22 protein-coding genes are annotated in these 19786 nt (G+C 56.1%); 1 reads left to right on the top strand and 21 read right to left on the bottom strand.

What is annotated here, in order from left to right; translation table 11 throughout:
- The 10 genes from traT to WFK85_RS23025 form a co-directional block, all read right to left on the bottom strand.
- The coding region (gene traT, locus WFK85_RS23070; protein ID WP_336821308.1) for a complement resistance protein TraT at positions 1-422 on the bottom strand (422 nt) is incomplete at its 3' end.
- A gap of 74 nt (positions 423-496) precedes the next feature.
- Positions 497-928, bottom strand: a complete 432-nt coding sequence (locus WFK85_RS23065) for a hypothetical protein (RefSeq protein ID WP_336709185.1) — start codon at positions 926-928, stop codon at positions 497-499.
- 16 nt (positions 929-944) lie between these two features.
- The gene (gene traG, locus WFK85_RS23060) at positions 945-3770 is read right to left on the bottom strand and encodes a conjugal transfer mating-pair stabilization protein TraG (RefSeq protein ID WP_336709183.1); all 2826 of its coding nucleotides are present in this window, start codon (positions 3768-3770) and stop codon (positions 945-947) included.
- Entirely contained in the window at positions 3770-5143 is a 1374-nt protein-coding gene (traH, locus tag WFK85_RS23055; RefSeq protein ID WP_442892335.1) for a conjugal transfer pilus assembly protein TraH, read from the bottom strand. The genes traG and traH overlap by 1 nt, the downstream gene beginning before the upstream one ends.
- A complete protein-coding gene (gene trbB, locus WFK85_RS23050) occupies positions 5143-5688 on the bottom strand; it encodes a type-F conjugative transfer system pilin assembly thiol-disulfide isomerase TrbB (RefSeq protein ID WP_336709179.1) in 546 nt (181 codons plus the stop codon). The genes traH and trbB overlap by 1 nt, the downstream gene beginning before the upstream one ends.
- On the bottom strand, positions 5678-5926 hold the full coding sequence (gene traQ, locus WFK85_RS23045; RefSeq protein WP_008324126.1) for a type-F conjugative transfer system pilin chaperone TraQ: 249 nt from the start codon (positions 5924-5926) through the stop codon (positions 5678-5680). The genes trbB and traQ overlap by 11 nt, the downstream gene beginning before the upstream one ends.
- Positions 5927-5942: 16 nt before the next feature.
- Positions 5943-6686, bottom strand: a complete 744-nt coding sequence (gene traF, locus WFK85_RS23040) for a type-F conjugative transfer system pilin assembly protein TraF (protein ID WP_336709197.1) — start codon at positions 6684-6686, stop codon at positions 5943-5945.
- Positions 6687-6707: 21 nt separating this feature from the next.
- Entirely contained in the window at positions 6708-8588 is a 1881-nt protein-coding gene (traN, locus tag WFK85_RS23035) for a type-F conjugative transfer system mating-pair stabilization protein TraN (RefSeq protein ID WP_336709178.1), read from the bottom strand.
- Positions 8585-9217: a type-F conjugative transfer system pilin assembly protein TrbC gene (gene trbC / locus WFK85_RS23030; protein ID WP_336709177.1), complete on the bottom strand. Its 633-nt coding sequence runs from the start codon at positions 9215-9217 to the stop codon at positions 8585-8587. Before trbC ends, traN begins: the two co-directional genes overlap by 4 nt.
- A 49-nt stretch (positions 9218-9266) precedes the next feature.
- Positions 9267-9854: a hypothetical protein gene (locus WFK85_RS23025; protein WP_336709176.1), complete on the bottom strand. Its 588-nt coding sequence runs from the start codon at positions 9852-9854 to the stop codon at positions 9267-9269.
- A 56-nt stretch (positions 9855-9910) separates the two neighbouring features.
- On the opposite strand from WFK85_RS23025, the gene WFK85_RS23020 reads away from it, so the two are divergent.
- The gene (locus tag WFK85_RS23020; RefSeq protein ID WP_336709175.1) at positions 9911-10585 is read left to right on the top strand and encodes a hypothetical protein; all 675 of its coding nucleotides are present in this window, start codon (positions 9911-9913) and stop codon (positions 10583-10585) included.
- 19 nt (positions 10586-10604) lie between these two features.
- Here WFK85_RS23020 and WFK85_RS23015 read toward each other — a convergent pair whose 3' ends face one another.
- From WFK85_RS23015 to traK, 11 genes are all read right to left on the bottom strand, one after another.
- The gene (locus WFK85_RS23015; protein WP_336709174.1) at positions 10605-11147 is read right to left on the bottom strand and encodes a hypothetical protein; all 543 of its coding nucleotides are present in this window, start codon (positions 11145-11147) and stop codon (positions 10605-10607) included.
- Positions 11148-11163: 16 nt separating this feature from the next.
- A complete protein-coding gene (traU, locus tag WFK85_RS23010; protein WP_442892334.1) occupies positions 11164-12159 on the bottom strand; it encodes a conjugal transfer pilus assembly protein TraU in 996 nt (331 codons plus the stop codon).
- On the bottom strand, positions 12156-12803 hold the full coding sequence (gene traW, locus WFK85_RS23005) for a type-F conjugative transfer system protein TraW (protein ID WP_336709173.1): 648 nt from the start codon (positions 12801-12803) through the stop codon (positions 12156-12158). Before traW ends, traU begins: the two co-directional genes overlap by 4 nt.
- Positions 12803-13150 carry a type-F conjugative transfer system protein TrbI gene (gene trbI, locus WFK85_RS23000; protein ID WP_336709172.1) on the bottom strand — a complete coding sequence of 116 codons (348 nt, stop codon included), beginning with the start codon at positions 13148-13150 and terminating at the stop codon, positions 12803-12805. Before trbI ends, traW begins: the two co-directional genes overlap by 1 nt.
- Positions 13147-15777 (bottom strand): type IV secretion system protein TraC, encoded by a 2631-nt coding sequence (gene traC / locus WFK85_RS22995; protein WP_336709171.1) that lies wholly within the window; start codon positions 15775-15777, stop codon positions 13147-13149. Before traC ends, trbI begins: the two co-directional genes overlap by 4 nt.
- Positions 15770-16336 (bottom strand): conjugal transfer pilus-stabilizing protein TraP, encoded by a 567-nt coding sequence (gene traP, locus WFK85_RS22990; RefSeq protein ID WP_336709170.1) that lies wholly within the window; start codon positions 16334-16336, stop codon positions 15770-15772. Before traP ends, traC begins: the two co-directional genes overlap by 8 nt.
- Positions 16326-16622: a hypothetical protein gene (locus WFK85_RS22985; protein ID WP_336709168.1), complete on the bottom strand. Its 297-nt coding sequence runs from the start codon at positions 16620-16622 to the stop codon at positions 16326-16328. The genes traP and WFK85_RS22985 overlap by 11 nt, the downstream gene beginning before the upstream one ends.
- A 169-nt stretch (positions 16623-16791) precedes the next feature.
- Positions 16792-17016 carry a TraR/DksA C4-type zinc finger protein gene (locus WFK85_RS22980; RefSeq protein ID WP_336709166.1) on the bottom strand — a complete coding sequence of 75 codons (225 nt, stop codon included), beginning with the start codon at positions 17014-17016 and terminating at the stop codon, positions 16792-16794.
- A 119-nt stretch (positions 17017-17135) separates the two neighbouring features.
- Entirely contained in the window at positions 17136-17675 is a 540-nt protein-coding gene (gene traV, locus WFK85_RS22975) for a type IV conjugative transfer system lipoprotein TraV (protein WP_336709164.1), read from the bottom strand.
- A gap of 21 nt (positions 17676-17696) precedes the next feature.
- A complete protein-coding gene (gene traB, locus WFK85_RS22970) occupies positions 17697-19091 on the bottom strand; it encodes an F-type conjugal transfer pilus assembly protein TraB (RefSeq protein WP_058670648.1) in 1395 nt (464 codons plus the stop codon).
- Entirely contained in the window at positions 19078-19782 is a 705-nt protein-coding gene (gene traK, locus WFK85_RS22965) for a type-F conjugative transfer system secretin TraK (RefSeq protein WP_336821307.1), read from the bottom strand. The genes traB and traK overlap by 14 nt, the downstream gene beginning before the upstream one ends.
- Positions 19783-19786 lie beyond the last annotated feature (4 nt).

The raw sequence follows: 19786 nt of genomic DNA, 5'->3' as shown, positions 1-19786 counted from the left end.
GTGGCTCCGGCAGAGCTGGAATTATAGGCGGTAATACCGGCACCGAGCGCGGCCCCTGCCGCTGCACCTTCGTAGCCACGGCTGAGCCAGCTTTGTGACTCACGAAGGTCCATTTTGTCGGCCTTAAGTACGTTCGCCTGAATCCAGTAGTAGGCTTTATCCGGCGAGGTCACGACCTGGTAGCCTTTGGCTTTAACAGCTTCGGTAATTTTAGACTGGAGACCGCTCATGTCTTTATCAGACGTGTTTTTGATCTGCAGGAAAACGGTACGCTCGCTTGATGGTTCAAGCCAGACCGTTTCGCTCATCTGCGTTTTGACCTCGAGGTTACGTTTCTTAATTGCTGTGCTCATCGCACCACACCCTGAGAGGGAGAGAATCGCACCTAATAAAATTACAGAAGTATACTTATTTAACTTGATCCTGATTTCCTTGTTATCTACTTAGTTATGCTTTTTAATATTCCTAAGAACGATCTGACCTGTAAATTACCCTCCTAAAATTTCCATCCCATAGGATAATTATTTTCGCTATTGTAATTAATTCTTTCGAAAGATGGCGGTACTGATTCTTGGCTGATTGAAGAAGCATCATTACCCTTCCTTCTCTCAACCCAATGATTCATTCTAGTTTCCCCTTGGGCCTTGATTAAATCCCATATTGTCCCAGCAATGAATGCCGTCACTACAAAAATAGGTGAGAAAATCGCGAAAACTGGAAATATTAACAACCAGAAAAAATTAGCAAAACTGTTATGTTTAGAAACATGTCGTCTCGATCTGATTTTCATCATCAATAAAATGAACAGAAGCTGCCAGATAAAAACAAACGAAGCCATGAAAACTGTTTCTGGAAGTTCCCAGCCAGCGATGACACATGCAATAAGCAGAACAACGGTCACCAGACATATCTGAAAGACATTTCTCATTTATCCCCCTTGATCGCTAATCTTTGCGATAATTTTTTTGATACTCCTCAGCCTTTTTCATCAATTCTTCAGGGCTGTCAGCGCCGGGTAAACTTTTCTGCGCACTTACTTCAGCAGTATATTTATTATCCTGCGTCATGTCCTCTTTTTTATGATGGTTTTTTAAGGTGTTGTACTCATTTTCAATGTTTTGTGATTTTCCAGTGATTTGAACGTGCGTTCCGCCGATACTTTGATTGTTAACAGAGACCATGTTGTCTACCTTATCTTTAACGTTGTCTGTTATTCCACTGGACATTGTGCGTTCCTCTATTGCATCCCGGTGAGACTGGTGGTCAGCCATAACAGCCTCTTTGTTTCCGCCCGATGAAATCCCCTGCATCGAGGTCCCAATTTCCGATCGTCCTGAGGAATACGCCGTATCAACAGCTGGTTGAACCTGCTCCTGAACGAACGACCAGGCAAGCTCTCTGCGCTTACTAGCCACTTCAGGCGAAGCAGTATCTGTCAGCAGCCTGTCGGCATCATGTGGTGCCTGCTTACGAACGTATTGGGCAAACTGCTGGTTCAGGTCCTCATTAATCTGACCACTCATGCTTTCGGTACGGGACGCCATTTCAGCATATTCCTTGCTGCGCGCCTGGCTGGTCGAGTACTGCTCGAGACTTTGTTTTGCAGAGCTAAGTGACGCAGACAGCTGGTCGGCGCGTGAGGCGGCGTTGTTATCAGTATGGCTTCCGGACTCACTGACCTTGCGGCTGGTAAAGTAATCACTGGCCTCTTTAAAGTCCTGAGAAGCTTTCGCATCTACATCATGACGCGCATCCTGACTTGAACGTGAACTACTGCTTGCTTGATGCATGTCATCATCAGTAAAATCAATACCGGCCTTAACACCAGCCTGGCCGCTTAATTCAACTCCATTCCCTAAAATCTTGAGCCCCGTGCTTCCTTTAGCATTTACATCGCCGTAAATCCCAAGTGAATCACGTGTGCTTCTGGTCGCCAATTCCTGAGTCGCCTGATCATTACTGATGTTATGCGCTTTCGCATAACTCTCGACCGCAGTGCGCATCTTGCTGGCCATCATGGAGTCCTGAGCGCTCATCGTGCTGTCAGCGCCTTGCGTCATCGAGTCGCTGCTACCTCGGTTGGTGCCAAACTGGCTGAGGGTCTGCCATGTGCTTGACATGCTGTTACTAAAGCTCTGCATCGCGCTCTGGGACTGCGTCTGGGCCTCGCGTGCCATCTCCTGCTGCGCTGAGGCCAGTTGACGGGCAAAATTAATACTCACGGGCAGCTTACTCGCGGCCTGGGTGGAGTCAGTCACGGTATTGCCATCACGCATCTGTGTGGACGTTGCTCCGTTGGCAAGTTGGTGACTCATCTGGCCGAACATGGTCGAACTGTTGGTATTCCAGCTGTTGCCGCTCACGTTCTCGGTCTGCATGTTGGCGTAGGAATAGTTCCCGTCGATTGACCCTGCCGCCGCCGTTGCCGCCGGACTGATGGCCGAGGACGCCAGGTGGCTGTAGAGATTCGAGAAGCTGGAGCCCAGACCTTTCAGCATCCCCCATGCCAGTGGCGGGATAAGCATCGACAGATAGCCCGCCGTGGTGGCCAGATCCGAGTATTTAAGTTGCACCTGCGACAGCTCAGAGAGCACCACCGGCGAGCCGTTGGCTTTCGCATAGAAGGTCATGCAGCTGTTGAGGATGGCGTAAAGCAGCGGCCAGCTCTGCACCCACATGATAGCCAGCACGTACCCCTTCAGCACGTTAAGGGTGACGGCGTTAAACATCCCGCCCAGCACCATCAGGGGGAATATCCCGATAATCAGACCGACTATCAGCGTCTGGGACATGGGCAACGAGCGCAGGGCCACCTGCCCGACCGTTGCGTGAGCGAGCCGCTGCTTCTCCATTGAGGACGTGGTGGCGATGTTGAGCAGGCTTGAGGTATCGCCGTTGCGGGCCGCATAGCCCATGATACCGTCGCGCAGGGCATTCATCGTCACGTTCTGGCGGATAATTTGCGAGGCGCTCTGCCCGGAGTTATAAAAATAGTTATAGCTTTCGCCGAGCATCTGGCTCAGGAGCAGGTCGGGATTCGGACGTCCGCCAAAAAGCTGACGCACGTAGTAACTCCATGTTTTTCCTCCGGTCTGAGTATCCAGGGCAAGCTTTGGCTTAATTACCGCAGCGGCTTCTTCACAGGTTAAAAACTGATTATTGTTGTTGAATACCCCCCTCAGCGGACTCGGCTTTGAGAAAATCAGCGTATACGGGTCTGCGCTGTTCATTAGATCTTCCATGGTATATTTTCCGTTCAGGAAAATATCGCCCATCACGCAGTTCTGCACATAGTCCGTGAATATCGTCGTTATCTCTGGGTTCTGTGATAAAAAGTCCGTACTGCGTGAAACCAGATTCGCCCCAAATATCATGCCGGTTTTGCTGTAGGTGATGCTGTCGGGCTGTGAAAAGACCATTTCATACCCCTGAACAAGGGCATATCCAATTTTGGTGGTCAGCGATGCAGGCAGTGCCAGCCCGACGGGCACGTTATCGACTTTATAGACCTTTGTCTGATTACTGATATCGATTATTTGTACGGAGGTGCGAACACTGACCAGCAGCGACATCAGCACAATGACGCCTGCCCAGCCCAGCATATCCATGATGTTGTGCCGTCGTATCCACGAAATGGCTACAACCAGCACAGAGAAAGCCGTCGCAATACGCCGAATAACAACCCAGTTCTCCGTCGACATGAACGTGACGATGGCATTCAGCGTCTGCGTCAGCCAGTCGCCGCCCGCGATGACATAGATTTCCTGCATCAGCGCGCCCCCCCGAAGTGATAGTTGTTCTGGTAGCGCTGCAGCATGCGTGCCGAGACCTGCTGACGCATATAGCTCATCTGGCGGTCAACAACCAAAAGCGCATCCTGCTGTACCTGCACCTGTGCCTGGAAGGAGGTTATCTGCCGCGTGGCTTCGTTGAGGTTATTATTGATGCTGTCGATAACCGCCTGGTCATAGTTTCCCGTTGCCACCATTGCACGGGCCTGCTGGACCAGCTCCTGGATGTACTGGAGAAGAATGTCGTAGCCGATGTAATCGGTTAGCTGATAAACGAGGCTGTTAGAAACCCCCAGCATCTGGGGATCAACCAGGTACTTGAAGACCGGGATGGTAGTACTTGTGATAAATCCCTTCTCTTTCTCGGTTAACTTTAGATCGGCAACGGCTTTATTCTGAATGCTGGAAAGGATGTCTTTTATCTGATTTTTCAGTGCATTTTTCTGGCTGATCGTGACATTAGCATCGGCAACCACCTTCAGACATTTATCGCTGTCATTACAGTGATACACCCGTGTAGTCCCCCCCTCCATCATGGCCCGAATAAGGTCGCGATCGGTCGTTCTTGCCGGAAGCGGGGTTATATTACCCTTCTCATCAAAGACCATTGTTCCGGTCAGGGTCATGATGAACTCCTTAAGCTCTTTATTCCCGTCAAACATGCGGTTCTTTCCGAGCGCATTCCAGATGACATTGATATTCTTCGTTATGCGCTCTTTATCCTTATCACTGGCCTTATCACGGACCTTATCCATGCTTCCCCCCACCGTGCAGCCCTGACGGGATGCCGCCCAGTCGGCAAACATGTTGCTCTCACCGGCAATGTCCTGGCAGACCTTCTGCTGGGAGACCTGAGTGCGCGGAAACAGACCGCCGACAATCCCCTGCGCCGCCTGGCAGGAGCTGAGGTTCATGCTGTTAATGTCGCTGGCCATCTTCTGCAGGAAGTCTTTAGCAGTCTTGATTTCCGGTACCGTAGTCTGCAGCGCCAGATCGAAGAAGTATCCGGCCGCATTGGACATAATCTGCTTGGCGAAACGCTGCAGCTGATCGCTGTTAATAAAGCTGAAGGAGCCCAGATAGGCATCGATACCGCCGCAGCCGGCGTTGATGTCGGGCAGCGTCATGGAGATAAGCTGGACGGTTTTCACCTGCGTACGGGCATATAGTGAGCCACCCGTGGCGTAGCCAGCGGCCTGCCCCTGCCAGACCTGTGGCTGGCTGGTATTGGAGTCAAAGCCCAGCTTATTAAAGAAAGTGTTCATGTCGCTGTTCACGTCCGCACTAACGGTTGTTGAACAGACGAGAAGCATACAGCCCAGAAGACTGCGGTGTCTGAACAGGTTTATCATCATTTCACTCCGCGCATCTGAAGGACCGTATCCATTCGGGCCATAAAGCCCTGTTCGTCGGTCGCGCCCTGCAGCAGGGGCAGGGCTTCAAGGGTGTTTACGTTGACGAGAAAGGTGGTTGGCGTGGCCACGGGCAGGTTAGGGAAAAAGGTTTTCATTACCTCCGGCGGCGCGGGCAGCGCATCGGGAAAGGACGCATCCCCCTGACCGTCGATGGTGTAGGCCATCACCCCAAACCCCACCCGTGCCGACAGCGACTTCAGGACCGGATCAAACTGGTGGCAGTGCGGGCAGTGTCCCTGCATAAACAGCACGACCTTCCAGTCGGCCAGATTGACCTGGCGCCCGTTGCTTAGGCGGTACCAGACCGGCTGCTTCGCCGGAAGTGGCTTAGCTTCAGGGTCTTCCGGGGATGTAGGCAGAGATCCCGACGCTCGCGCCCCCTGTGGATGCCATAACGATTTGATCTCGTCCATCGTGGAAGCCTGTGTGGCCAGACTGAGGGTCATGAGCGCCACGGTAAACACGGTATGTCTAAGGTTCATGTCGGCATCCTCCGGCATCACGGGCCTTTTCGGCCTCACGGGCGGCATCTATCCAGCGGTTGATGATGCGGTATCCCCCCCAGAGCGCCATCGAGACGCCGATTATCTGCGCCAGAAGAATGGCCATCTCCGGCTCGCGCCGGACCAGGCGGGAAACAATGTGAAACCATATCCCGAGGCTCAGCACCCATAATCCGGGCACGTCGAACTCAGGCAGGCGAAAACGGAATTTGCGCATGCGAACTCTCCCTGTATTAAAAGTTGGGGGCAAAATCTGTGGAAACGTTGAGGAACTGCTTCGCCAGGTCATCCTGGCTGATAAAGCCATACGAGACGGGTTTGACCGTCCCGCTTTTAGGATCGGCCAGCATCAGCGCCGGGAAGTAACGAATACCCAGCCGGCTGGCCTGTCCACCGTCCATTCGGGTATCCGGCAGGAGTGGATTCACGATACCGTCCACGGAGACCGGAATGACGCTGAGGTGATACGTCTCGCGGAAGTTTTTAATGACCTGAACCAGCTGGCCGTCGATCGGGTCCTGTCCGCGGTAGAAGAACATCACGCCATAGTGCTGAGCCAGCGTTTCAATGGCGCGGCGCTGGTCGGCAAAGTCCGCCGCCAGCTGGTTGCGCACGGTACCGTTGTAGTGGCTGTGCTGCAGGTTGTAGTCCAGTTCGGGGTGCTCGAGCATGGCTTTTTTGGCGCTCATCGAGAACAGCCCGGCCTGCTGCGTCCAGTAGTTCTGCAGGCGGAAGTAGCGGGTAAAGTTCTCCACGCCCGGATACAGAATGGCCTCGTACATGGCGCGCTTCGTGGCCTGCTGAAGCGTGGCAAGCTTCTCCATGATGTCGGGCTGGCCTGCGGGCGGGGCGGGTGACGCCCCCGGGTCCTCCGACTGCAGCCTGCGGGATTCGTTATACCACTGCCAGCCGGCGTCCTTCGCGCGCAACGGCGGGCCTGTCATCAGCATCAGCCCTGCACAGGCGACATATATCATGCGTGTGTTCATGGCCACTCCTCACTTATTCTGCAGCTGAGATGCGACCTGCTCGCGGATACGTTCAGTCAGCGCATTGTTGTCGGGGATATTCTTGTTGTGCTGCAGGTCTTCATAGAAGGGGGTGAAATCGAGCCTGTCGAACTGTATCTGCTGCAGTTCAGTCTGGGTGATGCCGCGACAGTCCGGGCTGCTGGCCTTACCAAAGCCGATGTGAAGCTGGCCGTTACGCCCCTGCTGCTGCACTATCTGGGCAAGTTTCGAATCGAACTGACAGTACCCGCGCTTTTTCTCAAGACAGATGCCCAGCACCTTCTTCGAGCAGAACTCTCCCACGCTGACGGTAAGCTTATTTTCTTTGGCCTTACCCAGCGCTTTCTCCTCGCTGCTGCAGCTGGCCAGCCCCACGTCCTGCCCCCAGCCACCGTCCTGACAGCAGTTGCTGAAGCCCGCCGCGAACTTCTTGCAGAACTTCGCACTGCCGGTAAAGGCACGAACATCCACGCTATTGAGTGCCGCGACATCCTTACCCGCTGCCGCCAGGGCAGCGAGAGCAGAAACCACCGGCGCGAAGTCGTTATTTTTCCCCTGCTGCGCCCGCTCACAGTCCCCGTCAAGACAGAAGGTGTCGCCGCCGCAAATCATCACCTGCCCGGCGGTCCGTGTTTCACAGGAGTAAGTCGCGTATTCATGCAGACAGCCGCTGCCATCTTCAGCGCTGAAGGCGCAGACACGTGACGCAAGCGTACAGGCCGGATTGTCCATATACGTCTTACAGGTGCCATTGTTCGCCGCCTGGGTCATGTACGTGTCTTTGTATTGCCAGCATGCCTGCGTGACCGGGTATGACACGCCGTCCACTACCACCGTTTTTGTGCTCCCCGGATCAATACATTCGGTCTTTTTGAGCGTGCCTTCGCTCTTGCTGAACGGGCAGGATTCGTTCCAGACCACGCCCGGCACCCATTTTTTGTCCGTCACCTGCATGGTGAGGGTAGCGGTCATCCAGGCCTGCGTACCACCCTGCATCCAGGACAGCGTCTTCTGAGCATATTCCCGGCAGCGGGATTGTTTCCCGTTCAGGCAATTCTTGTTGAGCATTGCCCCCTGTGGAGAGTACTGTCCGGCGGTCAGCGAAGCCCCTCCCGCAGCGGGCAGCATCCATCCGTTATCGCTGCCTTTCACCGAACTGACGTTTAACCCCCACCACGAGAAGTCGTAGAGCATATTTCTGTCAGTGAAGTGGACGGCGACCGAGGCGCTCAGTACGGTGCCGGTTGCGGGGGCACGGAAGCGGAAATTAACGGTTTTGTTACCGTCATACGTGTAGCTGAACTCGCTGTTGGGCACCGTCCAGGTGCGCGTCACCGTGGTGTTTTCGTAGTGGCCGGTAATGCTGGCCGTGCGCGTACAGGCCTGTTCAACCAGCAGGTCCCGCTCGCAGGTGTAGTTGGTGAACTCACTGCGGTTGACGGTCTGCGCCTCACAGTGTGTCTGCCCCGTTTTCCCGATAATGGTGTCTGCCCGGGACTGGATATCCTGGCTGGCTTTAATGAACGGCGCGTCAGGAGAAATGGGCTCTTTGGGATTGTTGATAAACGAATCCGTCACTGCCTTTGTCGCTTCGTTGCTGGTCCATCCGGCTGTCCCGTCCGCTTTCAGAGCGCCATCCCCGGTCGACGTAACGCCGCCATAATATTTTTGCGCCTCCGGAGTGGCGGTATAACCGGGGATACTGGCCTCCGGGTTGAAGTTATTCAGGCTGCTCTCACCCTGCCCCTTCACCTGTTTCGCAAAGTCAGCGCCGGCCCTGTACTGCGCATCCGCATCGGCCAGAGTGGCCGGACTGAAGGTAACAACCGGCAGGGTCAGCAGCACACAGACCAGTAACGTTTTGCTCATTTTTCCTCTCCTTTCGCCAGCAGCTGGCGTGCTTCGTCCCGGCAGTCGCCTTTCTCCACCACCTTTTCAAGCGCCTGCTTCAGGCGCAGGTTGCCGCGAATAATGTCGTGCCCGGCTTCGCAATAGACGACCAGGGCCGGCACGCTGGTAATGCCGAATGTCCGGTAGCGGTCGGGGTCAATCGACACCCCGGTGGTGACGCCATCTTTGACCAGCGCCGTCACAGCAGCTGCAGTGGTCGCCATGTCGTTTTTCACCATGCCACGCAGGGTTGCAGGAATGTCGTAGCGCCGGGCTTCTCCAAGCATGCGTTTAAGCCCTGTCTGCGGGATGGAGAAAGAGACGAAGTACAGGGCACCGTGGGTCGTCCTGCCCTGCCGGGCCTCATCCTGTCGCTGTTTAAGGTTCCCGATAAAACGGGCATCGCTGTCTGACAGGGGGTTCTGGCGTATCTGCTGCTCCAGCATCTCGCGCAGCGGGGCATTGTCCTGATTTCTTAACTGCTGGCTGAAAGACTCCTGCTCTTTAAGCCACTGACGATTCTCCGGCGTATTCATATTGTCAGCAGCCGAAACTGAGACACAAAACACACATCCCCCCCAGACCAGCCCGGTTATCCCTTTAATCATATTTGCCTCATTCAAAGAACAATATTGCTGATATGTTATTTCTTTCTGACTAATATCCTGCCCAGGAGAAAAAGCCACACAGCGTAAAGACCGTCAAACCAATATAAGAAAACATCAGGCTTTTATTACCCGACATGAGGGACGTTGTGAAAAACAACACCACCCCACACAAATAAACAACCAACGGAGAATAACCTGAGAACATAAAAAATTGAGCCACCCACAAGATGAATATAACCGCAAGACGGAGATACAGCGCCGCATCGCCCCACCCGGCACTGGAATCGATTCTAATAATATCACCTTCCCGTTCATACCGCGTGACCAGCAGTAAATACTTACGTATATCTTTCAATACATCTATCATTAACTGAATATCTGCTCCCAGCACTGCCTGACATCCGTTTTCTTTTACCACCCTGAATTTCTCATTGCGTAGCTGGCTGATAATAAAGCTCACATGCCCTGGCGCTGGATAATAATCATGACTCAACATCCACTGTATGTCAGAAAGAATGCGCTGCATAGCACGCCCGTGATACAGGCGTGTGAACGGTTCATCCGACATTCGAAGGAGAATGTCATTTAACTTCTCGCGGACGTAAGTGAAATCATTCCCGCGTTCACGTTTATACATGTATCATTTCCTTATCAGATTCCTCAGCGCGGGTATTTCACCAGGGAGTGTATCGAATGGCTGAATTTCTTATCCTGCTAGTATTGTTGACTGTAGCCCTCCGTTTTCGCTTCAGAGATAATCACTATCTCTTCATAAAACTGAGAAGACCATTCCCTGCTGAACTGGCTTTATTAATACTGTCTTCAGCACTGTGCTTAACGGCACAGGAATTTTTATGTTTATTCAAGGAGGACGATTATCTTTTTTATTCCATGACATTCATATCAGTAATGGCGATCTGGTTTTTTTCTTACATCTCCTCGTCATCAATGTTAAAAACAACAGTTCCTGATATGTTGCTGACTCCCTTCTTATCAAACTTGCGGGTAGATATTAATCCCCGATACATAGAGGCCCTACCTTCAACCAAAGCGCCGGAATACATCGCCAATAAAATTGCAGGAGATATCAGCTATCTTATGAGTATCCTTCCCTGCAAAACTATCGTATTCGGATCGCACCTGTTAAGGGCGGGACTACGCGATTCCTTAAGCAATAGCCTGAGAGAAAGAGAAATATCATTTACCGTTACAGAAAGAAAAACTCATCTTCCTGAAGCGATGGTTCTTAATCTGAGGTATGGCGGAAAAACACGTTATCGTCTTTTCACATACCTCAAGCACTCAAACGGATTCAAAGTGCATCACAACGGTGGTGCATTTAAAATTTATAATCATAAGAACCCATGATAATTACATTATAAATCTATCACCTGCAGACCATAACATATAACGGAATATAGCTATAAAGGCTCCAGAAAATCCCGATCGGATCTTTGATCCGGACGTTAACTCCCGTTGTCACACCGATAAAACACGCCACAATGACTGAGCAAAACGGAACCGGCCCCCCGGCCCATGACACCAGGCATAACGCCAGAAGTGCCGGAACGACCGACAGAATCGGGACTATCATCGACGCCCGTGACGACGTCCATTCCCGGTAAATCCAGCATTCTTTCAGAATGCTGCAGACCCGTCCGAGCAAATCAACCAGCCTCTCCAGTTCACTTATCGCCACGGGATGGCCGCCTGAACGATTCGCCACGCGCATTTTAGTCAGCCACAATCCCGCACTGAGAGTGTTAATCTTTGCAGGGCGTGGGATGATGCAAAAACACAGCCGGGCCGAGACGGCATCAAAAGCGGCAGAAAAACAGCTTATGCCATCGATCGAGGTTAAAGGCTCTGTCTTCAGCGACTGACAGACCTGATCTATTGACGCTTTCAGAAACTTGAAATCCTTGTGCATGCTCCACCGCCTCCGGTTACAAAAATACGCAGTTACGCTTACGCCACAGCACATAGCCGTAGTTTTTTCGGGTGTTCGGTGGGTTACGCCCCGTTTCCCAGCGCATAACCGTGCGTCCGAAGGGATGGCACTGCGCCGCATCCGGGTACATGTTCACCATCTGATAGCGCCAGCGCTCTTTCGGGATAATGGGAGACGGGTACTCAAAGCAGACCGCCCGATCCGCCCCCACGCTCTCCAGTATCTGACCCTGCCGGTGCAGTTTGAACGCCATGCGCTCGCTGACCAGCACCGAGGACTGCAGGGGGCTGGACTCGTTGCTCACCCAGCCGTTGAAGGGGTACATCGAGCCCTGCGAGCCTGCGCACCAGAACAGCGGATCAAGCGGTTTATGAACCGCACTGGCTATCGCGTCGGCAGCGCACGCCCCCTGAGCGATGGGGTTGGCAAAGATAACGGCCTCAGGATTCAGAATGGAGGTCAGGGCGCTGTCCCCCCATGTCGGGTCGATTTCAGACAGGTATCCGATATCCAGATCGCCGCCCTGCAGGCACCCGAGAGAGGTGATGATATTAAGCCAGTACGTCAGCGGATATTTGTACCAGTGCACGTGGTAGAACGCGCCACTGACCTGTTTGTCATCTTTTTTGGCGGTGCCCATCCCCATTTTCCCGAGATTAATGGTGAATCCGCCGAGGTTCACCATACAGCCCGGGTTGCGGGTCACATCCGTCATCGCCATCGGTTCCCAGTACCCGATGGCCAGACCGATACGCTGAAAAATCGGCGGTGGCATTGGACAAAACTGTATCGGGCTACCGGGATTGGACGTGTCCGGTAAATCCCCGCCCGTGACTTTTGTGCTGCCGAGCGACAGGGGGAACATGCAGCGCCAGCAGATATCGGTGATCGGATTAACAAACCGACCCTCACAGGCCACGTCAGCGGCCATCGCGGTCTGGCTCATGCCCCACAAAAACAGGCCGAAAAATGAGGTAAAAATTGCCTTCACTTTGCCTCCCCGCTGTCATACTGCGCCATCTCAGGCGGAATGATTTCCACCTGCAGGCGCTTTCCGCTGGGTGCCGCCGTTACCCGTGCCGGTACCTGGCTTATGCCGAACCGGGTGGTCAGCACCCCGTTCTGGTCGAAGAAAATGCGGCTGTCGAGCTTCTCCGACGTCTGCGGAATATTGCCCTGCACCAGAATGATGCGGGTGATCAGGGTGTCAGGCTTCTGTCGCTGTACCCACGCGAGCTGATCCGCATCGTCGCCGTTGATAAACAGCAGCGTTTCGTTAAACGGCACCACATCAAGCGGATTAAAGACCTGCCCCGCCTGAGCAAACACGTTGCCCTTGTCGTCGGCAAGCGCCTTGTCCACCCGCACGCTCGGATCAAACCAGCGCCGCTCGTAGCGCACCGCGCGGGTTATTCCCTCAACGGCAGGCGGGCGCTGGCTGTTGCGCACCACGCGCGCCTTAAACTCCGCCATCTTTTTGTCCATCTCGCCGGACTGCGCCAGCGTCTGCAGCCGGCTTTCGATAACGGTCAGCATATCCGGCTCCGCCACCGGCCAGAGATCGCCCCACGTCCCGAGGTCAGCGGCCGTCACGCTGCCGGTCAGCAGCGTCAGGCCCAGGGCAAGGGCGCGCATCACGCCCCCTCCTTCATCCGGCGGGCCACGTCAGTCTGGATTTCACGCGTGATATCCGGCGCCCCCTGCACCACGGCAGGTGTGACAAGGATGAGGGCACGATGGCGGATCTGCCAGTCCCGGAGGCTGGCCTCCAGTGACGCGTTAAAGCGGTCTGAGAGTGCTTTTGTCTGCGCCTCGTCCAGCGAACGGCGACCGGCGCTGTCAAAGAAGGCGTCCACCGTGGATTTCATGTTGAAGGCCACAACCACAGGGCGGTTAAGCTGGCAGACCAGCCAGCTGACGCCTGCGCTCGCAGCCAGCGTGCCGGCAATCAGCGCGGCGTTAATGAGTACGTGTTTTTTCATGAGATGGTCTTCCCTTCATGCTCGTGAAGCCAGCGCTCCAGCGCGGCCATTTCCGGCCCGGATTTTTTCCACGCCAGCTCCCAGACGGCTTCGTGAATACTCAGCCCCTCCCGGCGTCGCTGCTGCAGAAACTCAAAGTCCGGACCGTCCGAGGAGTACATTGCCCGGCTGAGCGGATCGACGAACAGGCGGTGCCAGGACGTCAGGTGCTCAACCGACAGCATAAAGCTGCTGAACCAGTTGTCCTTCGCGCTGCCAAAACCCTTAATCATGTCGCGCTGCAGCTGCGAATACTGGTCCGGGTACAGCTGGTTGTACTTGGCGAACTCTTTAGCCGACTGCTTGAGGATAATTTTGTAGGACGAGTTACCCCATGCCGCGCGGGCGGCGCTGGAAGCCGTTTCCGAGTCAAAATCGACGATGTTCTGCGTAATGGTGATGTACGAACCGGTATGGCGGCGGGCGGTACGGTAGCCCTTCTCGATAAACGCCCCGACCTTGTTGTTCTTGAAGTCCAGCAGGCGCCAGCCTTCGTCTATCACGTTGAGCTTCTTCAGGCTGCGCGGCGTACGGTACATGCGGTTCTCAATGTAGAGAATGAGCGAGAACATCACCGCCACCAGAAGGGACGGCCTGTCCTCCAGCCCGCCGAGTTCAAGCACCACCATCCGGGCCTCGTTCTTCAGGGACGGCTCGTCGGAGTTGAAGTAGCTGCCGTACACCCCGTCACGGGTGTACTGGGTCAGCAGCACCACCATCTCATCGAGGCGGCTGCGGATGGTCGGCGATCCGCTGTATTCTTCGCTGTCGCGGGCCATCATCAGGTAGTCCACCACGTCGTCAATGCGCGCCTGGTTTTTCTTCGTAAGCCAGGTGGCCTTCACCGCCTTGAGCAGCAGACCTTCGTGCACCTCGTCCAGGTTGCCGTTGGGGCTGGCCATCACGGACAGCTGGTCCCGCAGGCGTTCGGCCATCTCATCGATGGTATCGTCGGTGACGTTAGCGAACGGGTTAAACTTCAGCGTCTCGCCGTCGAGGTAGACCCCGCCCATGTTTTCGCAAAGTGACTTGTAGCCGTCGCCCATGTCGAACACCACGGCGAAGCCGCCGGAGTCGATGACGCTGCGTATCAGGGGCTGGATAAGCCCGGTTTTCCCCGCGCCGGAGGTGCCGCACACCGCCATATTGAAGTTGGTGTTACCCATGCCGCGGCTGAACAGATCGATAAACGCCAGCTGGTTGCGGTAGGTCGGTGCCAGCAGGCCGGAAGTGGCCAGCGGGCTGTCCGCCACCACCGGCATCAGATTGGCGACATTAAAGCTTTCGGCGCGCTGCAGCACGCCGGACTCGCGCAGCTGCTTAAAGAGGCCGCCGCCCGCCATAAACGGCAGATTCACGAGAAAATTGCGCATATGGTTAAAGCGTGGGGAAATCAGCTCGAAGCCATTTTTACGGAAGCTGTTCAGCACGTCCTGCTCGACCTTCAGCGCAGTTTCCTGGTCATCGCGGCAGAAGAGGGTCACGTTCAGAAAATAGCTCACCAGCGAGGACTGCCCGGACGACAGGCGCTGGCGCAGATCGCCCCACTCTTTTGCCTCCTGCGCCACGCCCGGGAAGAACTTGGCGTAGCTGGTCTTGGACTTCTTCTCAAGATCCATGAACTTCAGGTTGGCCTCGTTCTGCGCCTTCACCTGGTCTTCCACGCTAAGGACCAGCGTCTGGATAAACGGACACGAAACGGACAGTTCCGGGTTGAGAAGGTTGCTGTAGTTGTCGGCCATATTCCAGAGGAAGGCCAGCTCCGGATTTTTGGTCAGCTGAAAATTCATGATGCGCGCGGTGCTGTTGCGACCGTTACCGCGCAGCCCCAGCGTCATGTAATCGGCCTTCACTTTCAGGTCAAAGGTATCGTCCACGCACTGGTAGTTCAGATCCTTGAGCGGGTCCAGTTCCCGTTCGGTGGGATACAACGCATCCGGGTTGTGGTTAATCATTTCGCCCGCAATGCGGATGAAGGCATCCGCGTCCACGCTGCGGGTGGCTATCTGCGCCCCCTGCAGCGAGGCGCGGATGATTTTGATCTGGTTTTCCATCTCCATCACGCTGGCCTTACTTCCGCGCTTGCGGGGGACGCAGCAGGAGATGTACACCCGGTAGTTACGCAGGGTCAGCGGCAGGTTGAGGTGATCGGGTAGCGGGAACCCTTCTTCTGCGGCCCTGAGATAGTAGGCGCGGGTGATGGCGTTGAACGTATCGGCCTTTTCCCCCGTCCATGAGAGCTCGCGCAGGCCATACTCGATATCCTGACCCACCAGATGGCTGGACACCAGGTGAACGGCCACCGGCACCTCGCGGGGCAGCTTGGTGCGCATCAGGTTTTCCAGTGACGACACGATAGTTTCGTTGGCGCCGTTGATGGGCTGCGCCTCAAGCATAAAGCCCATCGTCTTCTCGTTCATGAAGAGGCCGGTTTCCGCATCGTAGTCGCGGTACGGCAGCACACGGCTGAACTGCGGGAAGCGCATCTGCCCGAGGACATCGTTCGCCTCAGAGGACGCATCGGGCATCTTCAGCGCCGTCAGCAGCGAGTTGACCGTGCGGGTGACGGTATCCAGTGGATTACTCACGGTTATCCTCCTTTTTATTGTCGGCCGTTTTTACCGTTTCCGTCGCAGGGGCCGGGCGGCTGGCAGGGATACCGTAGCGAAAACGCGCTGAGCGCATCTGACCGTACAGGCAGAAATACGGACGGCATCCCATAAGCAGCGCCGCCCCTGAAAATACAATGGCCATCACAATCCACAGCAACTTAAACGCACTCAGCGCTCCGTCAACATGACCGGCATATCCTTTAGCATCGGTGACGACGCTGCCCCGGTCATGGCAGACGGTTGAGGGAGCGTCATGCAGCGTGAGCCCGGAGGACTTGCCCTTCGGGGCTGGAGGTATAAAGGGGTCTAAAGGTTCATCACGGCAGGCCGCAATACGAAACTCGCCACTGCTGACGTTATGCGTAACGGAAATAATTTCCTGCGCCATCGCCTCTCCGGGCGTGGTGTTCTCCATCCACAAAAGCATGGCAACCAGCAGCATCAGCGTGGCGGCAGGCCAGATAATCAGATAGTGAAAAGCCCAGGCAAGCCATCGAAGGCAATACAGCAGGACGGACAGAAGCTTAAGCATCATTCCCGTTACCTCCGGGATTCAGCGGAAACCAGACGCTGCAGTTGTCTCTGATAGCCGCCGCCAGCCTCTGCCCTTCCTCTCCGCTATACAGCGCTTTAATCCGGCTGACGTCAGACTTCGCCAGGAAAACCCAGGCCATATGCTGTTTTGTTACGCCCATATCGGAACCTGAGTCATGCTCTGCGGCATTAACACAGATGACGCGCATCCCCTGCGCCTCACAGCAGGCCGCTATATCGTTAAGGTGACGGGTTTTCCCCGGACCACCGTTACCCCTGGTTGTCATGGCGCTCTCCTGAATCGTTGTCATTTTTCTCAATGCGTTTTCGCCCGCTGTCAGAACGCTGTCCTGACAGAAGCGCCTGTACTATCTGAGCGCAGAAAACCGTCTTACCGCTTCCCGTGCTGCCCGGGACCATAAAATTGCCCCGCCCGGAGATTGCGTTACCCATCGTTCACCTCAGATACTGTTTTTGTCGTATTTCGAAAGCCCGCTGGCATTCCGTACAGGTACGTACGCCCGGGATGGCCTGCTGCCGCCTGAGGGGGATGCGATTGCCACAGCATGCGCACCGTTTACGGCTTTTGCCCGCGAGGCAGGACCGCTGCCTCGCGGCCTGTATATGAAGCTGGTTCAGCAATTCGTCCTGCTCCTGCAGGAGATCGAGTTCGTCTGCCATCAACGCTCCCTGCTCACACTGTCCGGACACGCTACCGCCCATCCCTTTTCACGTTTCAGGGCACGCGTGATAACGACGGATTGTTAAAATGGGCGCCACACGCGGTGGCGGTTCAGGTTTCAGTTAACGCGCGGGGTTCCCCACGCTGAGGGTTTCACAACAAAAAACACCCGCGTCGGCTGGTGATAAACGTCCTGCGTATCGATATAGGACGCGATCCACAGCCCGGCCGTCTTTTCACCGACGCGAAGCGGCCTCGGGTCCACGATGGACTCGCGCCCTGGCGGCGGCGCAATAACCGGCGTGACCGTGGAGAGCGGCGCCCGTGAGGCTGAGTGCGGCTGCGGGCGGGGGAGAGTTGGCGCGCCCGTCAGCGGTGTATTTCTGGATGCGACGGCATGCACCGGTTCAGCCGCCAGCGTGAGGGGCTGCACGGACCGGGTCCGGAAATTACCCTCAGCCAGGCGTGGCAGCGATGTCGCACCCGGCTTTACCGTGCTGGCCTCCTCCAGTCGTTTGGCTTTCTCATTGGCCTGCTCGATGGTCATGCAGGTGTCGGATGTCGTCGCGTTACACTCAAAATCGCTCGTTGTACCGGCACATCCCGACAGCGTCAGGAGACTGGCCAGCGTGAGCGCAACAGGCACTGTCTTGTTCATTTGCGGTTCCTTTACGTGGGGTTATTGTGAGTCGGCCTTCGGCATAAACTGGCTCTGGTTAAGCCTGCCCAGCTGGTTGAGCATCTGGTCGGTACTGAACCCGTTCATGCCGCCCTGCGGGACTGACGGCGGCGGAACCGGACTGCGGTCGCTGCCCTCCGCTTTGCTTCTGTCATTCTCGTGCGCCAGCTCTTCAATGGTTTTCAGCTGAAAACCGTCCTGAAAGACAACGGTCACTTCGTTACCCGCCCCAATAGGAATGACGGGGTGGTACTGCTCTGCGCGTTTGATGTAGTAGTCGCTGAGGGTCTGGGCGGCTTTGGAGGCGCCTCCGCCAATCCCCATCTTCATCACGTCACCCGCGCCGAGGGATGCCGTGGCGCCGAGTCCGACCGAAGGCTGGGACGCGGTCTGCACCCCCTGACCGATGCCGTCAACAAAACCCGCACCCCATGCCCAGCCGAGGATTTTGCCGTTTCGCATCACCACTTCGCCCTTGATGCCGTTTTTACCCCGGAAGCTCACGTGTCCGGCAATGGGCTGGTCGATGGTGACGCCGTGCTTCAGGCAGCTGATGTTGCGGGTGCGTACGATGGCGCGTTCGCTGGACACGTCGCCCCAGGCCTCAAGACCGATAAAGCAGCCGGTGAGGTCGTAGCTTTTGCTGTTGGGCATTTCCACCCTGCCCGTAATGCGCAGCTGCATCGGCACCGTGGACTCGTTACCGGTCACGGAGGCGTTGGCGTCAGCCCCCTCGATCAGCATCGATTTGGCGAAGCTGCCCGACGGGATGTACGGCAGGGACGGACCTTTGCTCTCGTCGCTGCGGGCAAAAGACTGACGGCGCAGCTGGTTGGGCACGGGGATGGGCTGGTACTGTACCTGCGCCGGCGGCGTGACGCCGTTACCCGGATAGAACGCGGTCGGCGGCGGGACGGCCCCCGTCTGCGGCGGGAAACCGGTCGGCTGCGGCTCACCTTCAGGCCCCGGCGCAGGCACTGGCGGCTGCGGGGCCGGCTCACCCGATGCGGTGACGGGTTTCGCCCCCAGCGCGCTGACCTGAGCGGAAAGCGCCGCATTATCCTGACTGAGTTTGTCAATCTGGTGCTGATAGCCTGCCTGCCCCTTGCTGAGCAGCTCAAGCTCGCGGCGCATTTCGGCATACTGCTTCTGCATTTCGGAGGCGGTAGCCTGCATCTCGGTCGTGGCATGCTGCTGTACCTTCTGGTCAAAGGTGCTGTCCACCACGCCGGTCATATCGGGCGCAGGCTCACCGGCGGCTGCCGCATCGCTGCTGCCCTCGTAGCGTGCATCCGCCAGATACCAGCCGCCGCCGCCCACCACGCCCACGGTCGCCAGCACGATACCCAGCCAGATAAACTGCTTGCGCTTCACCACTGAATTAATGCTGGCCATCAGCCGCACCTCCGCTGCTGATAATGAAGACCTGCAGGGCGCCGCCCGCCATCAGCTGACGCGAGGCTTCACCAAACAGCACGCCGCGAATGCCGCTCTGCCAGAAGTCGCTTTCCGCGATGTTGCGGGCCATCCCGGTATTGTTGGTGACGCGATAGCGCACCACCTTAAGGTGATTACCCACCCAGACGCGCTCGGGGACTGCAGAAAGTCCGGCGGGAGCGTTGAGGGCTTCATGCGTGACGGGGATAGCCTGCCAGCCGGACGGAAGCTGCCCGCCCAGCAGATGCTGGCTCAGGGAAACCAGCGTGGCCTCGTAGGGGGAAGACTCTTCCCAGGTGCGCGCCGCTTCGCCCGTGCCGGACAGCTCGCTGACCAGCTGGATGGTTCGCCCCGCGCCCGCTCGCGGCACGGCCTGTACCGAGAAGTTGAGGCCGCGTTCGGTTTCCAGAATGAACGTGAAGGGCTTTTTGTTGAGGGTGCTGACAATCACACCGCCGCTTGCCGTCTGCTCCTGCCGCGTCAGCTCACCGTCGAGGCTGGTCAGGGCCGTCACGCGGTCACCTGCGACCGTAAAAAGGTTCGGGTCGGTATTGCTGACCGCGATGCTGGCCTGTCCGCCGTTCGTCAACGGGACAATCGTGGCAGAAAGCGCAGCGGGTGCGGCGACCGTCTGACCGGAAGCGAGCATCAGC

The sequence above is a fragment of the Cedecea sp. VD22 genome (assembly GCF_037150195.1).
Classification (GTDB): Bacteria; Pseudomonadota; Gammaproteobacteria; order Enterobacterales; family Enterobacteriaceae; genus Cedecea.
Note: the sequence above shows the minus strand (reverse complement) of the source record. Positions and strands in the feature narration are given on the sequence as shown.

What these genes read in the sequence shown, in the direction of transcription:
- WFK85_RS23065 (WP_336709185.1), bottom strand. Translation starts at nt 928, where the DNA reads ATGAGAAATGTCTTTCAGATATGTCTGGTGACCGTTGTTCTGCTTATT.
- traG (WP_336709183.1), bottom strand. Translation starts at nt 3,770, where the DNA reads ATGCAGGAAATCTATGTCATCGCGGGCGGCGACTGGCTGACGCAGACG.
- traH (WP_442892335.1), bottom strand. Translation starts at nt 5,143, where the DNA reads ATGATAAACCTGTTCAGACACCGCAGTCTTCTGGGCTGTATGCTTCTC.
- trbB (WP_336709179.1), bottom strand. Translation starts at nt 5,688, where the DNA reads ATGAACCTTAGACATACCGTGTTTACCGTGGCGCTCATGACCCTCAGT.
- traQ (WP_008324126.1), bottom strand. Translation starts at nt 5,926, where the DNA reads ATGCGCAAATTCCGTTTTCGCCTGCCTGAGTTCGACGTGCCCGGATTA.
- traF (WP_336709197.1), bottom strand. Translation starts at nt 6,686, where the DNA reads ATGATATATGTCGCCTGTGCAGGGCTGATGCTGATGACAGGCCCGCCG.
- traN (WP_336709178.1), bottom strand. Translation starts at nt 8,588, where the DNA reads ATGAGCAAAACGTTACTGGTCTGTGTGCTGCTGACCCTGCCGGTTGTT.
- trbC (WP_336709177.1), bottom strand. Translation starts at nt 9,217, where the DNA reads ATGATTAAAGGGATAACCGGGCTGGTCTGGGGGGGATGTGTGTTTTGT.
- WFK85_RS23025 (WP_336709176.1), bottom strand. Translation starts at nt 9,854, where the DNA reads ATGTATAAACGTGAACGCGGGAATGATTTCACTTACGTCCGCGAGAAG.
- WFK85_RS23020 (WP_336709175.1), top strand. Translation starts at nt 9,911, where the DNA reads ATGGCTGAATTTCTTATCCTGCTAGTATTGTTGACTGTAGCCCTCCGT.
- WFK85_RS23015 (WP_336709174.1), bottom strand. Translation starts at nt 11,147, where the DNA reads ATGCACAAGGATTTCAAGTTTCTGAAAGCGTCAATAGATCAGGTCTGT.
- traW (WP_336709173.1), bottom strand. Translation starts at nt 12,803, where the DNA reads ATGCGCGCCCTTGCCCTGGGCCTGACGCTGCTGACCGGCAGCGTGACG.
- trbI (WP_336709172.1), bottom strand. Translation starts at nt 13,150, where the DNA reads ATGAAAAAACACGTACTCATTAACGCCGCGCTGATTGCCGGCACGCTG.
- traP (WP_336709170.1), bottom strand. Translation starts at nt 16,336, where the DNA reads ATGATGCTTAAGCTTCTGTCCGTCCTGCTGTATTGCCTTCGATGGCTT.
- WFK85_RS22985 (WP_336709168.1), bottom strand. Translation starts at nt 16,622, where the DNA reads ATGACAACCAGGGGTAACGGTGGTCCGGGGAAAACCCGTCACCTTAAC.
- WFK85_RS22980 (WP_336709166.1), bottom strand. Translation starts at nt 17,016, where the DNA reads ATGGCAGACGAACTCGATCTCCTGCAGGAGCAGGACGAATTGCTGAAC.
- traV (WP_336709164.1), bottom strand. Translation starts at nt 17,675, where the DNA reads ATGAACAAGACAGTGCCTGTTGCGCTCACGCTGGCCAGTCTCCTGACG.
- traB (WP_058670648.1), bottom strand. Translation starts at nt 19,091, where the DNA reads ATGGCCAGCATTAATTCAGTGGTGAAGCGCAAGCAGTTTATCTGGCTG.
- traK (WP_336821307.1), bottom strand. Translation starts at nt 19,782, where the DNA reads ATGCTCGCTTCCGGTCAGACGGTCGCCGCACCCGCTGCGCTTTCTGCC.